Source organism: Pseudomonas syringae group sp. 26L6 (assembly GCF_032587815.1).
Taxonomy (GTDB): Bacteria; Pseudomonadota; Gammaproteobacteria; order Pseudomonadales; family Pseudomonadaceae; genus Aquipseudomonas; species Aquipseudomonas amygdali.
The window spans coordinates 76638-91414 of sequence record NZ_JAWHPJ010000025.1 but is presented as its reverse complement, the minus strand read 5'-3'; the positions used below and the strand labels follow the sequence as shown (position 1 = coordinate 91414).

The following is a 14777-nucleotide window of genomic DNA, read 5'->3' as shown; positions in this document are numbered from 1 at the left end:
ACTGAAGTACTCGTGCTGAGGGGGAGTGCAGAGCAATCCCCCGTCAATGCCCTTATAGTTGCGCGACTGCCCATGACGCCTTGCTCGTCGAGCCCGGGCCTTCCAACAAGATCGAGGTTCTCCATGCCGCTTGCCACGCTCATCCGCCGGTCCAGTTTGCCTTGTCCCGAGGTGAGCGTGGATCAGGCGCTGCAATTGCTCGCGCAGCATTACGGCTTGAGCGGCACGCTGAAAGCGCTGGGCAGCCAGCAGGATCGCAACTTTCTGCTTGAAACCGACACGCGGCGTTATGTGCTGAAAATCTGCCACGGGGCCTATTCGAGCACTGAACTGAACGCCCAGCACGCGGCGCTGCAACACCTGAGCAGCCACAGCGCCGTTGGCGTGCCTGGCGTGGTTGGTGCCAATCACGGCGGGCAATTGTTATCCATCAGGATCGACGGGCAGGCGGTGCACGTGCGCTTGCTTGAATTCATTGATGGGCAGTCACTGGGGCACGCCGGGCATCTGGGCCATGAGGTGGTGGTCGGGTTGGGCGAACTGTGTGCCCGTGTAGACCTGGCACTGGCAGGCTTCGAGCATCCCGGCCTGGAGCGCATTCTGCAATGGGATCCGCGCCACGCTCATGCGCTGATCAAGCACCTGCTGCCGGTGATCAAGGACGCCGACGCTCGCGCCTGTGTCATCGAGGCTGGTGAACAGGCTCATCGTCGTTTGTTGCCATTGATAGCAGCGCTGCCGATACAGGCGGTGCATCTGGACATCACCGAGCACAACGTGGTCTGGCTGCGTGATGCACAGCGCCAATGGCAATTGCAGGGGTTGATCGACTTCGGCGATCTGGTCAGCACCTGGCGAGTGGCCGACCTGTCGGTGACCTGCGCGGCGCTGCTGCACCATGCCGACGGCGACCCGCTGTACATCCTGCCAGCCATTCGCGCCTACCACGCCCTCAATCCGCTGAAGATCGAAGAATTGCAGGCGCTCTGGCCGCTGATCGTCGCTCGATCCGCAGTGCTGGTGCTCAGCAGCGAACAGCAGGCCAGCATCGAGCCGGACAACGCGTACATCCAGGCCAACCTTGCCGGGGAATGGAACATCTTCGACGTTGCCACTTCGGTGCCGATAGCGCTGATGGAAGCGGCGATTCTGCAGGCCGTGGGTGTGGAATTTTCGCCTGCCGGACAGCCCGCTTACCAGCCGATGCTGCCCGCTCTACAAGGGCTCAAGCCGACAGTGGTGGATCTGGGTGTGCTCAGTGAGCACTTTGTGGCAGGCAACTGGGAGCAAAGTGGCATTGATGAATACCTGCTCTCCCAGGCTGCGGGTGACGATGGCCTGGCAGCCAGCCGCTTTGGGGAATACCGTCTGTCGCGCACCTTGCCTGACAGCGCGAAGGAGCCCGAAACTTTCGCCCTGCACGTTGAATTGCATGTGCCCGCCGAAACGGCGCTGCATGCACCGTTCAACGGCACTCTGCGGTTGACCGCGGATGCTTCATTGCTGCTGGTCGGCGAGGGCATAAGTTTGAAGCTGTGGGGCGTGCTGCCGGATGCTTCACTGGCTGATCAAGTGTCAGCAGGCGCGCTGATCGGGCAGGGCGGTGGTTCGCTGTTGCTGCAACTGTGCACCACGGCAGACCTCAGCCCGCCGCTGTTCACCACACCTGCCTGGGCGGCAGCCTGGCGCACCGTGTGCCCGTCGCCGTCTACCTTGCTCGGTTTTGATTGTGACGCTCCAGCGCTCGCAGACGCCGCGCAATTGCTGGCGCGGCGTGATGCCAGCTTCGCCCGCTCGCAAAAACACTACTATCAGGCTCCGCCGCAGATCGAGCGTGGCTGGCGCAATCACCTGATCGACATGCAGGGCCGTTCCTATCTGGACATGCTCAATAACGTCGCGGTCCTCGGCCACGGCCACCCGCGCATGGCCCATGAAGCGGCTCGTCAGTGGTCGCTGCTCAACACCAACTCGCGCTTTCACTACGCGGCAATTGCCGAGTTCTCTGAGCGTTTGCTCAAGCTGGCACCCAAGGGCATGGACCGCGTGTTTCTGGTCAACAGCGGCACCGAGGCCAACGACCTGGCAATCAGGCTGGCCTGGGCCTACAGCGGCGGACGCGACATGCTGAGTGTGCTGGAGGCGTATCACGGCTGGTCGGTGGCGACCGACGCCATTTCCACCTCGATTGCCGACAACCCGCAGGCACTCAGCACCCGCCCGGAATGGGTGCATCCGGTCACCGCTCCCAATACCTATCGCGGGCCGTTTCGTGGCGCTGACAGTGCGCCGGAGTACGTGCGCAGTATCGATCAGGTACTCGTCACGCTGGCAGAGCAGCAACGGCAGGTGGCGGGCTTCATCTGCGAGTCGGTGTATGGCAATGCGGGCGGCATTTCCTTGCCTGCCGGCTACCTGCAACAGGTGTATCAGAAGATTCGCGCTGCGGGTGGTGTATGCATTGCCGATGAGGTGCAGGTGGGTTATGGCCGTCTGGGTCATTACTTTTGGGGCTTCGAAGAGCAGGGCGTGGTGCCGGATATCATCAGCATGGCCAAGGGCATGGGCAACGGCCATCCGTTGGGCGCGGTCATCACCCGCCGTGAGATCGCCGAGGCGCTGGAGGCCGAGGGCTATTTCTTCTCCTCATCCGGTGGCAGCCCGGTCAGTTGCCGGATCGGCATGGCAGTGCTGGACGTCATGGAGGAAGAAAGGCTCTGGGACAATGCCCGGCTCGTGGGCGATCACTTCAAGGCGCGCCTGCAGGCTCTGGCCGATAAACATCCGCTGGTGGGCGCGGTGCATGGCATGGGGTTTTATCTGGGCATGGAACTGGTCCGCGACCGCCAGACCCTGGAACCTGCCACAGAAGAAACCGCGCAGCTTTGCGAGCGCCTGCGTGAACTGGGCATCTTTATGCAGCCGACCGGCGACTACCTGAACATCCTCAAAATCAAACCCCCGATGTGCACCACCCGGCAAAGCGTGGATTTTTTCGTCGATAACGTATCGAAGGTGCTCCACGAACTGGAATAGAGGACGCAGAGCGTCCAGAACGGCATACCCACGCGGAGCATGGGTACGATAGGTGGCGCCTGGGCACCCATCGTTCCGCACGCTCCAGCGGGGGAATGGGCACGATAGGTGGCGCCTGGGGGCCCATCGTTCCGCACGCACCAGCGGGGGAATGGCCACGATAGGTGGTGCCCGGGCACCCATCGTTCCGCACGCTCCAGCGTGGGAATGCCGTTCGTGACGCTCCGCGTCACACCCAGCTTGGGGAATGGGCACTGTGATGAATTTTAAGTCGATTAATATCGGCTAAAATAACAAAATATAGTGAAAGAACCAAAATTTTAGCTTTTAATACCGATTTATATCCGCTATAAATGCATTCATAATCGTCATCGCCTGTCTGCTATGGTGATAAGTCCTTGCATCCGCCCCTGGAGATATTTTCATGAGCCGTATCGTTTCTGTCGCTGCTACCCAGATGGCCTGTTCCTGGGATCTGGAAGCCAACATCGAGACCGCTGAAAAGCTGGTGCGTGAAGCTGCCGCCAAGGGCGCACAGATCATCCTGATTCAGGAACTGTTTGAAACCCCGTACTTCTGCCAGAAGCCGAACCCGGACTATCTGCAGTTGGCGACTACTATCGAATCCAACGTCGCAATCAAGCATTTCCAGAAGCTCGCCAAAGAGCTGCAAGTTGTACTGCCGATCAGCTTCTTCGAGCTGGCCGGCCGTGCACGTTTCAATACCATTGCGATCATCGACGCAGACGGCACCAACTTGGGCATCTACCGCAAGAGCCACATCCCGGACGGCCCCGGCTACCACGAAAAGTACTACTTCAACCCGGGCGACACCGGCTTCAAGGTCTGGCAGACCCGCTACGCGAAAATCGGCGTTGGCATCTGCTGGGACCAGTGGTTCCCGGAGTGCGCACGCAGCATGGCGTTGCAGGGCGCAGAAATTCTGTTCTACCCGACCGCCATCGGCAGCGAGCCACACGACAAAACCATCAGCTCGCGCGATCACTGGCAGCGCGTGCAGCAAGGCCATGCCGGCGCGAACCTGATGCCGCTGATCGCCAGCAACCGTATCGGCAACGAAGAGCAGGATGGCTACGACATCACCTTCTACGGCTCGTCGTTCATCGCCAACCAGTTCGGTGAAAAAGTCGCCGAGCTCAACGAAACCGAAGAAGGCGTGCTGGTCCATAGCTTCGACCTGGATGAGCTGGAGCACATCCGTAGCGCGTGGGGTACGTTCCGTGATCGCCGCCCTAACCTGTACGGCGCGGTGAAGACCCTCGACGGTTCGCTGGAGTCCTGATCGCCATGACCACGCTCAATAGCACGCCACGCGCCGACGGTTTCCACATGCCGGCCGAATGGGCACCGCAAACCCAGGTCTGGATGGTCTGGCCCGAGCGCCCGGACAACTGGCGCCTGGGCGGCAAGCCCGCCCAGGCCGCCCACGTTGCGGTCGCCAAGGCCATCGCCCGCTTTGAGCCGGTTACCGTGGCCGTGTCTGCCGCGCAGTACGACAACGCTCGTGCGCGGTTGGACATGCCGAACATCCGGGTTGTGGAAATGAGCAGCAACGACGCCTGGGTGCGCGATAGCGGCCCGACGTTCGTCATCAACGACCGTGGCGAAGTGCGCGGTGTGAACTGGGAATTCAATGCCTGGGGTGGCTTCGACGGCGGGTTGTATGCGCCGTGGAACCTGGACTCTCAGCTGGGCAGCAAGGTACTGGAAATCGAGCGCTGCCCGCGTTACGTCACCGAAGGCTTCGTGCTGGAAGGCGGCTCGATTCACGTCGACGGCGAAGGCACGCTGATTACCACCGAAGAGTGCCTGCTCAATCGCAACCGCAACCCGCACCTGACCCGCGAACAGATCGAAGCAATCCTCGGTGATTATCTGGCTGTGGATAAAGTTGTCTGGCTGCCAGATGGTCTGTTCAACGATGAAACCAATGGGCATGTGGATAACTTCTGTTGCTACATTCGTCCGGGTGAGGTGTTACTGGCCTGGACCGATGATCCCGAAGACCCCAACTATTCACGTTGTCATGCGGCGCTGGGTATTTTGGAAAACACACTGGATGCAAAGGGGCGCGCGTTTATCGTTCATAAAATGCCGATTCCCGGACCATTGTTCGCCACAGAAGAAGAATGTGCAGGCGTCGATCAGGTGCACGGCAGTCAGGAACGCAACCCTTCAGTGCGTTTGGCCGGGTCCTATGTGAACTTCCTGATCGTCAATGGCGGCATCATTGCGCCGAGTTTCGACGATCCGATGGACGAAAAGGCCCGTGAGCTCCTGCAAACACTGTTTCCAGAGCACGAAGTGGTGATGGCACCTGGCCGCGAATTACTGCTCGGTGGCGGCAATATTCACTGCCTGACGCAGCAGCAACCGGCCCCTCACAAGGCCTAGTTAGAAATAACTAGTAACATCCGATAAGGGGCAACTGGTCCCGTTCTTGCTGTATCAAGCCCATCACCCGATGGGCTTTTTGTTTTTACCTGTCGAGTAACATCCTGTAACAGATGCGCAGAGCGCTACCTCTGAAGCAGGTTGGTAAACGTTCGTTTTCTTAGCTTGACTGTCATATGGCGTGATTAGATTTAGCCCCTCATGAAATCAAGAGGTTTTCGTTATGAACGCAGGTATGAACCAGCAGCGTGCTCGTGGTTTTTCTGCTTCTCTCAGTAACGAGGCCCGCCAGCTAGTGGCGGATTGGTTAAGGACGACCAGGCCCGCGAAATCCAGACCGGATGTTCGCGCAATGTTGTTACAGCGTTACCCGGCAGGCCTGTTCAACGAGGCCGAGCTCGAAGCGTTGCTCCGCGTGTTGACCGAGCGTGTTGATTGCTCCAGCAAACTTGGCTGAGCCGCTCTAGGCCGGCCATCTGCGTGTTTGACACCCCCATGCGTCGGGACTAGGATTCGCGTCCCACCGTCTGCGGCTCAATCCTGTACGTGCATCAGCAGTCCACTGCGATGAATTCGTGTCGCCTTCTATACTGCTTGTTCAGAGGCTGGAGGCCCCGATAGCCATTGGCTGTCGCTGCAGCGCGTGTCAATTCGCAGAAAAGGAAGACAAGATGCTTAACAAACGTATGGGCATGCTCGCTTTGGGCATCATCAGCGCCAGTCAGGCCATGGCCGAAGGGCAGGCAGACTCAAAGGGTTTCGTCGAAGACAGCAGGCTGATCGTCAATCTGCGTAACGCCTACATCAATCGCGACTACAAGAACGACCGTGAAGACAAGTCCGAATGGGGCCAGGCTTTCATGGGCAACTTCGCGTCCGGTTTCACTCAGGGCACTGTGGGCGTCGGCGTTGATGCCTTTGCCCTGTACGGCATCCGTCTGGATGGCGGCAAGGGTCGCAGCGGCAATGGCGGCATCGACTTTTTCAAGCAAGGTGACAGCGGCGCTGCTGCCGATGACCTGTCCCGTGCAGGTGCGGCGGTAAAGGCCCGTATCTCCAATACTGTTATCAAGTACGGCGACCAGATGCCTCAGTTGCCGGTGCTCAGTTATGACAATTCCCGTCTGCTGCCGGAAAGCTACACCGGCACCATGATCACCTCCAAAGAGATCGACGGGCTTGAAGTGGTTGCCGGGCGTTTCACCCAGGAGGCGCGTAAAAGTGCTGAGGGTCGCGACAGCGGTGATCTGAAAAGCATCAACGTCTACGGTGCCAGCTACAAGTTCACCGATGCATTCAGTGCAGCTTTCTACGCCTCCGACAACGAAGACGTGCTCAAGAAGCAGTACGTCAACCTGAACTACGTCTTTGCTCTGCCGCAAGATCAGTCGCTGACCTTCGACTTCAACGGCTACAAGACCAAGCTGGACAAGGACTTCACCACCAGCGATGCGCGTGACAACAAAATCTGGAGCCTGGCCGCGACCTGGGCTGTGGGCATCCACTCCTTCACCCTCGCACACCAGCGCAGCACCGGCGACATGGGCTACGCCTACGGTGGCTATCGCAACGATGGCGGCTTTGGTGATGGCGGCAACACCATCTACCTCGCCAACTCCTACTGGTCCGACTTCAACGGCAAGGACGAGCGCTCCTGGCAGGCTGCCTACGGCGTCGACCTGTCCGGCCTGGTCCTGCCCGGTCTGAGCTACAAAGCGGCTTATGTACGCGGCGACAATATCGACGACGGCACGCCTGGAAGCGGCGATGGCACCGAACGCGAGATCTTCAGTCAGCTGACCTACGTGGTTCAGAGCGGCCCGGCCAAGGACCTCTCGATCCGCCTGCGCAACTCATTCCTGCGTGTCTCGGATGATGCGTTGGCGTACAACAGCGAAGGCAACGAGACGCGTATCTTCGTCGACTACCCGATCAACGTTTTTTGATGTGAGGGAGGCGGCCTGGCAAAAAAGGCCGCCTCAATCCGCAATCAACTGCACAAACACCGCGAAGCCGCCGAGGAATATCCAGAAAAAGCTGAACAGCCAAGGACTGCGCTTGGAGAACAGCAAGGACTTTTTCGGCCCTGTTTCGCTGGATTCCCAGTCGCTGAACAGCGGTGAGTCGTCATAGGTCAGCCCGATGACGGGCTCGCTGAGCAGCAACTGAGACTGTTTGTGATGCCAGTGCTGGATGATGTCGCAAGCCGCCCGAATCCCCGGCCAGGCGAACAGCGTGCTGAGCAGCCCCAGCAAGGCCAGCATCGGCGGCACCACCAGCGTGAACATCGCGCCCCATTCAGTGTTCATGTTCGCCATGGACGACGCGTAAGCAATCACCAGAAACGACTGTGCTGATAAATAGGCGTTGGTGCGGTTGGACAGATTGGTGGTTTCGTAATGAATTTCGCGTCGATAGAAATCCAGTCGTTCCTTGGGCGAGCCAAACAATTTGACCTGCTGCTCATCCACCACGCTTTGGGGTGTCTGATCCGTAATGATTCTGGGCACTGGCGTTACCGATTTGTAAAAGATGCTGGATAGACTCCCTTGTGCATCAAGCAGTTCGACTTAATCCCCGGCATACGGGACCGTTCATCCTGTGAGCACTGTTCGACGGAGAGGGACATAGTCATGACTAACACCCCCACGCTGTACACAGACCGCCTACTGCTGACGCCCCTCAAGCTAGAGGATGCGCCAGCTGTCCAGCAGCGTTTCCCGCTATGGGAAATCGTGCAGTACCTGAACAACCGCGTCCCCTGGCCTTACCCTGAGGACGGTGCGCTGCACTACATTCAGGACGTTGCGCTGCCAGCCATCGCAAGCGGCACCGAGTGGCACTGGATGATCCGCCTGCACAGCGCGCCCCAGGAGATCATCGGCAGCATTACCCTCATGACCCACCGCGGCAACAACCGCGGCTTCTGGCTACACCCGGACTGGCAAGGCAATGGCTACATGAAAGACGCCTGCCGTGTGGTCAATCGACAGTGGTTCGAAGTAATGGGCATGCCCGTGATGCAGGTACCCAAAGCCGCCCCGAATGAGGCCTCGCGGCGTATTTCGATCAACGAAGGCATGCGCATAGTGAGCACGCACGAGGGTGAGTTCGTCAGCGGGCGGTTCGAAGTGGAAGTCTGGGAGATGACGCGGGAGGAGTGGTCGGTGCGGGGGCTGTAAACAGCCACTTCGAACATCTGACGTAGAGGCCGACCGGGCACTAATCTGTTGCCCAAAACCACGAGCCCAGTGATATTCCCGATAAACAGAGGGCGACCCGAATGCCGTTGACCCGCAAGACCGAGCCCGACATTACCCTGGTAATGGTCCAACCCGAAGACTTCGAAACCTTGGTGGCCATACGTATCGAAGCCATGCGCGAAAGCCTCGAGCGCGTTGGTCGGTTCGACCCGGTGCGCGCCCGAGAGCGTTTTCGTGAAGGGTTTTCTGCGCCATGCACACACTACATCCAGGTAGACGGCAGTAAGGTCGGCTTTATGGTCGTCAAACCGACCAGCGATGGCCTGTTGCTGGATCACCTATACATCAAGCCCGCCTTTCAAGGGCAGGGCATTGGTGCTGCCGTGCTTCGGCAGGTGTTCGCACAAGCAGACGCAACCGCCTCGACAGTACGGGTAGGCGCCTTGAAAGACAGCGACTCAAACCGCTTCTACATTCGCCACGGTTTTCAGCTCGTTGAGAGCGGCGAGTTCGACAACTACTACCTCCGCCCGCAACGTCTGCCGATGTGCTGACGGGTTGGAATATTAATCCGCAGTTGTCACGTTTTTGGCTGTACGCGCAGCTCGAGCTGATCAGCGAGAGCGTAGGGATCTAAATGATCTTTACAGCTGCTTGCAAAAATGGCCACTTTGCCTCACTGTAAATACAAATGTCATTACACTGGAGGATGCCCACATGGCGTCTATCAACGTTCGTATCGACGACGATCTCAAAGCGCGTGCTTACCTCGAGCTGGAAAAGCTTGGCGTCACCCCCTCGGAGTTGCTGCGCCAAACCCTGCAGTACGTAGCTGAGCGTGGTCAGCTACCCTTCAAGACGGTTCTGATGACAGAGGAAGACGAAGCGCTGTTGGCAACTGTGCGTGAGCGCCTTGCAACTCCGCAGCGGGTCAAGATTTCACTGGATGACCTATAACCTCGAACTCGATGCGCGGGCTCTAAAGGAATGGCACAAATTAGGAGATACCGTGCGTCAGCAGCTCAAGAAAAAGCTGGCTACGATTCTGGTTGCTCCGCGTGTTGAAGCCAATCGTCTGCATGCATTGCCTGACTGCTACAAAATCAAACTGCGCAGTAGCGGCTATCGGCTGGTTTATCAGGTTATTGACCAAGAGGTTGTGGTCTTCGTGGTTGCGGTAGACAAGCGTGAATGTCCGCCCGCAACGGCTGACGAGTCGCTGACTGGTGTTGATCAACCCTCAGTGGCGGCCTTTTTGGCCGCACGTGCAGCGAGCATCGCCGCTTCCGTTTCCTGGGTGTGCAGCTCACCTTTGTACGCCAGTTGATTGAAGAACATGCCGTCGATCTGATCTTTCGATGGCGTCGACGTCTTGGGAATAAACAACGCGCCCAGATCCAGCGAGCTGGCGAAGTTCTCCTTGGTCAGGTTGTACCGTCCCAGATAACTGCCGCTCCACGGTGAATCGGCATCGACCATATCGATAGCCGTCTCCCGGTAGGTGGCGGCTGCAGCTTTCAGCCCACTGGACGCATTCAGCAGCGTGTTTAATTGCTGAGTGTCCGCATCGCTCAACTCACCGGAACTGTTGGTCGCCTTCAGATTGCCGTTTGCCTCAATCGTGAAGCCAAACTTCTTGCTTGCCAGATCCGGATAGACAGACGCCAGCGTCGACTTGAACGCTTCATACGAAGTCTTCAACGCCTCTGTAGAGTTACTGTGCTGCGCCGCCTTCTGCGGGAAGTCAGGCGACTGCGAACGGCCTATCCAGGTATCGACTGCTTCCATCGGCTCAGTGGTTGCAGGCACTTCGGTACTCGGGTGGTAAACAACGGCAGGCGTGTTGGCGGCAGCGTTCTTCAGCGCTTCTTTCTGCGCATCGGTGAGCGGCTGCGGCGTGAGCGTGATGCCGGAATTGGGCAGGGTGATGGTGGGAGAGGTGTTGTTGCCGGGGGTTAGTGAGATAACCATTTCATCGATCCATGATTGCGGGGTGTAAGGAGGGTATCGACGGTGTGGGGGGGGAGCTTTAGGGTAATGGCTGGGGTAATGTGTTCAGGTTGTTACAGTGATCATGCGCTTGTGGGCGCTGACGAAAACGAGCAGAAAAGCCCTGAGCAAACCCGGTAGCTGTCATATCAAGTCTGAGCGTCTAAACGTTATGTGCTTTGAGACTGGCAGGCACTGCCAGCAGGGAGCGTACACTTCTGAATAAACCCAAATCTCTCCACGACACCAGAGCCCCGGTTAATGAAGCAGGTCAGACTGATTCGTCACGGACAAAGCGCTGCCAACGCAGGCGAAGCCAGTGTGGATCACGCGACTATTCCCCTCACACTGAAGGGTGTAGAACAAGCGCAACTAGTGGCCCTATCATTCACACATGCGCCGGATTTGATTGTCGCTTCGCCGTTTTCTCGAGCGCAAGCAACCGCGATGGCGACCGTAGCGACCTATCCTGACACCCCGTTTGAAACCTGGCCTATCCAGGAATTCACCTACCTCGAACCCGCGCGGTGTGCCAACACGACCGTTGCCCAGAGAAAGGATTGGGTCGACGCCTATTGGGTCAGGTCAGACCCGGCGTTTACGGATGGCGCAGGCGCTGAGTCTTTTTCAGAATTTATAACCAGAGCTAAGACTTTCCTGGCTCGACTCACAGACCATCCCGCCCAGAACATTGCAGTGTTTTCGCATGGGCAATTCATCAATGCCGTAGCCTGGTTGATCGAGTGCAGGCCGCAGGACATTTGTGGCCGGGCTATGGCTGAGTGGCGTGACTATGAAATCGCGAACCATGTGCTTAATGGTTGTGGATATTTGCTCTCCAGGCGCGCAGGCGGTGCTGGATGGGGGTTAGGCTAATATCGCTGACATAGTCGTCGAGGCTTTCCGGAAGCAAAGTGCTCTGACGTCAATGTTCGCCTTGGGTGAAGCGCTTCATGGGTAATCCTTGCGATGAACTCCTCATAAATCACAAATGTTCGCTGTTGTGCTTTTACAAACCCGATGCCGTTTGCAGCCATAGGGATAGACAGCAATCGGCTCTCATCCCCCATAAATGCCTTCATCGGCATACTCCGCGCGTTTCGATTCAACCTTGGGGGTCTACGATCCTGAGCCAGGGCCAGCGAGTTTGATAACTTTTCGCCTTCTGATAGAACAGATCTGGCTTGGGATTCTTTGGATTGATACGAAGTAGCCCTTGCTCGGTGTCGGCCAAGTCATTGGGAGCATAGACTTCGCTAGTTTCAACATCCAAACCTATGCAGGTACCGGCAATCAGGTAGCGATCAATCCCGTCTTTAGCCGACTGAAGCTGGGGGTAATTCCCGCCAAACCGCTTGCTGTACCACAAATGAACGCCAGCCTGATTTTTGATCTCAATGTTAACTTCGAGGTCTTGGAAGAGACGCTGAACAGAGTCGATGACCTCATTCTCTGCCTCCCAAGACAGATCATTGTCGAAGTAAAAAACGTCGTTATCCTTCACCCCCCAGGCTGACGGCAGGTGGGACTGATGATTCCAGACGGCTTGGAACAGGCAGCCAGCAGTGAGCATGCATTGATTCAAGCCGAGTGAAGGTAAGCGTAAGATGAGTTCAGCGTTTAATGGATTGGCCATTGCTATCCTGGCCAACCTCTCGACAGTCAACGTCATTTTCATCCTCTTGGAATCGATCCAGTCCTAGTGTCCGACAATACACCATAGCCTTGTAAAGCTTCGCCAAGGCCAGCGTTTTTAAACACTTCGAACCCACAGCGGACACTTGATATCTTGGGCGCTTAGCCGCCCATCGATCGCTTATGAATGGGTAGCTCCGACTTCAAGCTTCACTTGTTACCAAATGCGGCACTGGTACTTTTAAGGATCGGAGATGTTTTTTCACAGGTAAGGAAAATTTTCTGACCCTTGAGCTGGGAGAAATCCTTCCTGGTTACGATGCCCATACCAAGTACGAGATTTACTTCAACGTCAGAAAAGACGATCACAAGAATACGGTCAAGTTATTCATCGAAAGCGTCTACGTGCGTGATGAGCACGCCGAAAATGAGCCGGTGAATTTCAAGAAAGAAGACAAGATAACGGCTTGGAAGCTGTTTTTGAAACGAGCGAGGGGGCAGCCCGTCAGAGGGCATAAGGGGAACAACTTGAAGCTTGGCAAGCGCTGAAAAAACAAACCCCCCAGTGAAGGGGGGCACGGATGCCCTTAGGGTAAACCCCTCAACCGGCACGGCCGGAACCATTGGCGGCATCTGAACACCCGTAAATCACGACGAATCGAGAAAGCTTTCGAATCACCTGAGATACGGACTCCGTATATATCCAGACACCGGTGGGCTACTCAAATCTGAGCAATCGGTCAATGTGTGCATGGAGATGCCCGATCTGCCTCATCCCGCGTTTCCCCAGCTATAGCTCTGCGAGGCAAAAAGTAACTGATGTGCGGGTATTCAGGGAGGGGCGAGCAATTTAGTTATATATGCAGCACAAAAAAGGGCCTGCATCGCTGCAAGCCCTTCTTTTATATGGTGCCGGCACCAGGAGTCGAACCCGGGACCTACTGATTACAACGAAGATGCTTTTAGCAGTAATATCAATCGGTTAGAGATTTTCTTATTACGTGGCAACGTGGTAGAAACGCTGTACTGCATAGGGTTTCTAGTCCTTATTACGTGATGGAAAGCCGCGTTCGGCAGGTTCCGATAGCTGCAATATCACTCAGATGTTGATAGCACGTACTAGGCGTACACCCCAGTCTTCATCAGGGTTAGCAGTCCCATCGCCAAGCCTTTCTTGCATTACGGCAACACCCAGATCTCGGCGCTTGGGCAACCTCTCTCGCTCTGCCGACTCGAGGGCTGTTGCGATTTCGCCATAGGTTAAATCAGTGCAGTAAACTGGAGCTCCAGGTTGCTGGCGCCAGCTTTGTGCTAGCGAGCCTGCGTCGAACGCGTCTAAACCGGTGTCGTTAACCAGAATCTTCACAAACTCTTTGTCGTGATCACGGTCGGCTGCAATTGGAATGGCTATGCGATCGGGTGCACCGGCAGGCTTACCCTTCTTGGCGAGGGATGCAGAACCAATGGCATTCCAAGCTTTGGCAATTGGGCGATCAAGTTGCTCGGCAACCCACAGACTCTCCACCTGTCCATTTTCAATCGCTTCGATTTTATTGTCTCGAAACGGGTAATAGTTCGAGGTGTCTACGATCACTGTACTTTCTGGAAGGCGGCCGATTTGCGTTGCGACATCGGGGATACGATTGAGGGGGATCGATAATATGACGCACTCTACATCGGTCAAAGCTTCGTCTGTTGTCACTGCCCGCGCTCCCCAAGACAGTAAGTCAGCTTCGATCGTGTCCGGGCCGCGCGAGTTGGCCACCTTCACAATGTGTCCAGCCTGGCTTAGTTTTTTGACGAGAGATTTACCAATGTTGCCTGTGCCGAGAATTCCGATCTTCATAAGTTCGCCTATCTGATATCTATTGCTCGGTAGCCAGAATGTTGATATATAAACTAGTCGTCAAGTACCTACTGAAAAGTGGGTAGGTAACCAAAAAGTAAGTATTGATTGAGCAGGGCACCCTATGGCAGAGCGCGATTGGCAATGCGACAACCCTAGACAGCAGCTTATTTGGGCAGCAGCGACTGGGGAAGCGCTACGGATTTTGGAAGGTAAGTGGAAAATCGCAATAATCGTCCAACTTTTCGCTGCCAAAGAGCCACTGCGCTTTTCTGAGCTAGGTAGACGTGTCGAAGGGGTGAATCAGAAGATGCTTATTCAGCAACTGAAAGAGCTTGAAAAAGATGGCATCCTCACGCGCACCATTTACCCGCAAGTGCCGCCACGCGTCGAGTATGCGCTTAGCGACTTGGGATTGGCGCTCGGCCCAACGATTGAATCCCTAATTGATTGGACATTACTGCGCCGGGAATCGATAAGCCCGGCAGTCGCGGAGTCGCAACCCGACACACTCCAGCCGTGACGCCAAGGGCGGATACGCGTCATCCCCATGGCGTTCGTTGGATGAACCACAGCGCATGACGCAGAGTTGTTTACCTACACATTAAGCTCGCGCCGTTAAGTTCTCATAACAGGTCTTATGTTCAATCGAT

The 14777-nt window shown here is 56.6% G+C and carries 13 protein-coding genes and 1 pseudogene; 10 read left to right on the top strand and 4 right to left on the bottom strand.

The genetic code is table 11. The annotated features are described in order from the left end of the window. Positions 1-123: 123 nt before the first annotated feature. The 4 genes from RYA97_RS13990 (at position 124) to RYA97_RS13970 (ending at position 7397) form a co-directional block, all read left to right on the top strand. Positions 124-3036 carry an aminotransferase gene (locus RYA97_RS13990; RefSeq protein WP_117140090.1) on the top strand — a complete coding sequence of 971 codons (2913 nt, stop codon included), beginning with the start codon at positions 124-126 and terminating at the stop codon, positions 3034-3036. A gap of 424 nt (positions 3037-3460) precedes the next feature. Then, positions 3461-4339 carry an N-carbamoylputrescine amidase gene (aguB, locus tag RYA97_RS13985; RefSeq protein ID WP_004654103.1) on the top strand — a complete coding sequence of 293 codons (879 nt, stop codon included), beginning with the start codon at positions 3461-3463 and terminating at the stop codon, positions 4337-4339. 5 nt (positions 4340-4344) lie between these two features. Further along, complete coding sequence (gene aguA, locus RYA97_RS13980) at positions 4345-5451, top strand: agmatine deiminase (protein WP_117182422.1); 1107 nt, start codon at positions 4345-4347, stop codon at positions 5449-5451. A 671-nt stretch (positions 5452-6122) separates the two neighbouring features. Then, the gene (locus RYA97_RS13970) at positions 6123-7397 is read left to right on the top strand and encodes an OprD family porin (RefSeq protein WP_004667253.1); all 1275 of its coding nucleotides are present in this window, start codon (positions 6123-6125) and stop codon (positions 7395-7397) included. A gap of 33 nt (positions 7398-7430) precedes the next feature. On the opposite strand, the gene RYA97_RS13965 is transcribed toward RYA97_RS13970, so the two are convergent. Next, positions 7431-7925: a hypothetical protein gene (locus RYA97_RS13965; RefSeq protein WP_004667254.1), complete on the bottom strand. Its 495-nt coding sequence runs from the start codon at positions 7923-7925 to the stop codon at positions 7431-7433. Between the two features lie 159 nt (positions 7926-8084). Between RYA97_RS13965 and RYA97_RS13960 the strand changes: the two genes are divergently transcribed. The 4 genes and pseudogenes from RYA97_RS13960 to RYA97_RS13945 form a co-directional block, all read left to right on the top strand. After that, complete coding sequence (locus RYA97_RS13960) at positions 8085-8633, top strand: GNAT family N-acetyltransferase (RefSeq protein WP_117140092.1); 549 nt, start codon at positions 8085-8087, stop codon at positions 8631-8633. A gap of 101 nt (positions 8634-8734) precedes the next feature. Continuing rightward, the gene (locus tag RYA97_RS13955) at positions 8735-9208 is read left to right on the top strand and encodes a GNAT family N-acetyltransferase (RefSeq protein ID WP_005746659.1); all 474 of its coding nucleotides are present in this window, start codon (positions 8735-8737) and stop codon (positions 9206-9208) included. Positions 9209-9371: 163 nt separating this feature from the next. After that, positions 9372-9611, top strand: coding sequence for a type II toxin-antitoxin system RelB/DinJ family antitoxin (locus RYA97_RS13950; protein ID WP_005746660.1), 240 nt, complete (start codon positions 9372-9374; stop codon positions 9609-9611). Beyond that, positions 9601-9846, top strand: a pseudogene (locus tag RYA97_RS13945) (type II toxin-antitoxin system RelE family toxin); the annotation flags it as partial. The gene RYA97_RS13950 and the pseudogene RYA97_RS13945, both read left to right, overlap by 11 nt. Positions 9847-9887: 41 nt before the next feature. On the opposite strand, the gene RYA97_RS13940 reads toward RYA97_RS13945, so the two are convergent. Beyond that, positions 9888-10625 (bottom strand): hypothetical protein, encoded by a 738-nt coding sequence (locus RYA97_RS13940; protein WP_005746662.1) that lies wholly within the window; start codon positions 10623-10625, stop codon positions 9888-9890. 279 nt (positions 10626-10904) lie between these two features. Here RYA97_RS13940 and RYA97_RS13935 point away from each other — a divergent pair, with 279 nt between their 5' ends. After that, positions 10905-11519, top strand: coding sequence for a histidine phosphatase family protein (locus tag RYA97_RS13935; protein ID WP_117140093.1), 615 nt, complete (start codon positions 10905-10907; stop codon positions 11517-11519). A 229-nt stretch (positions 11520-11748) separates the two neighbouring features. Here the strand turns inward: RYA97_RS13935 and RYA97_RS13930 are convergent, their stop codons facing one another. Continuing rightward, positions 11749-12279: a nucleotidyltransferase family protein gene (locus RYA97_RS13930; RefSeq protein WP_232829572.1), complete on the bottom strand. Its 531-nt coding sequence runs from the start codon at positions 12277-12279 to the stop codon at positions 11749-11751. Between the two features lie 1098 nt (positions 12280-13377). Then, positions 13378-14124 (bottom strand): NADPH-dependent F420 reductase, encoded by a 747-nt coding sequence (locus tag RYA97_RS13925; protein ID WP_005741056.1) that lies wholly within the window; start codon positions 14122-14124, stop codon positions 13378-13380. Between the two features lie 124 nt (positions 14125-14248). Between RYA97_RS13925 and RYA97_RS13920 the strand changes: the two genes are divergently transcribed. Next, a complete protein-coding gene (locus tag RYA97_RS13920; protein WP_016981239.1) occupies positions 14249-14647 on the top strand; it encodes a winged helix-turn-helix transcriptional regulator in 399 nt (132 codons plus the stop codon). Positions 14648-14777 lie beyond the last annotated feature (130 nt).

Bases quoted from the DNA above. Each gene is read 5' to 3' on its own strand.
- RYA97_RS13990 (WP_117140090.1), top strand. From the start codon at position 124: ATGCCGCTTGCCACGCTCATCCGCCGGTCCAGTTTGCCTTGTCCCGAG.
- aguB (WP_004654103.1), top strand. From the start codon at position 3,461: ATGAGCCGTATCGTTTCTGTCGCTGCTACCCAGATGGCCTGTTCCTGG.
- aguA (WP_117182422.1), top strand. From the start codon at position 4,345: ATGACCACGCTCAATAGCACGCCACGCGCCGACGGTTTCCACATGCCG.
- RYA97_RS13970 (WP_004667253.1), top strand. From the start codon at position 6,123: ATGCTTAACAAACGTATGGGCATGCTCGCTTTGGGCATCATCAGCGCC.
- RYA97_RS13960 (WP_117140092.1), top strand. From the start codon at position 8,085: ATGACTAACACCCCCACGCTGTACACAGACCGCCTACTGCTGACGCCC.
- RYA97_RS13955 (WP_005746659.1), top strand. From the start codon at position 8,735: ATGCCGTTGACCCGCAAGACCGAGCCCGACATTACCCTGGTAATGGTC.
- RYA97_RS13950 (WP_005746660.1), top strand. From the start codon at position 9,372: ATGGCGTCTATCAACGTTCGTATCGACGACGATCTCAAAGCGCGTGCT.
- RYA97_RS13940 (WP_005746662.1), bottom strand. From the start codon at position 10,625: ATGGTTATCTCACTAACCCCCGGCAACAACACCTCTCCCACCATCACC.
- RYA97_RS13935 (WP_117140093.1), top strand. From the start codon at position 10,905: ATGAAGCAGGTCAGACTGATTCGTCACGGACAAAGCGCTGCCAACGCA.
- RYA97_RS13930 (WP_232829572.1), bottom strand. From the start codon at position 12,279: ATGGCCAATCCATTAAACGCTGAACTCATCTTACGCTTACCTTCACTC.
- RYA97_RS13925 (WP_005741056.1), bottom strand. From the start codon at position 14,124: ATGAAGATCGGAATTCTCGGCACAGGCAACATTGGTAAATCTCTCGTC.
- RYA97_RS13920 (WP_016981239.1), top strand. From the start codon at position 14,249: ATGGCAGAGCGCGATTGGCAATGCGACAACCCTAGACAGCAGCTTATT.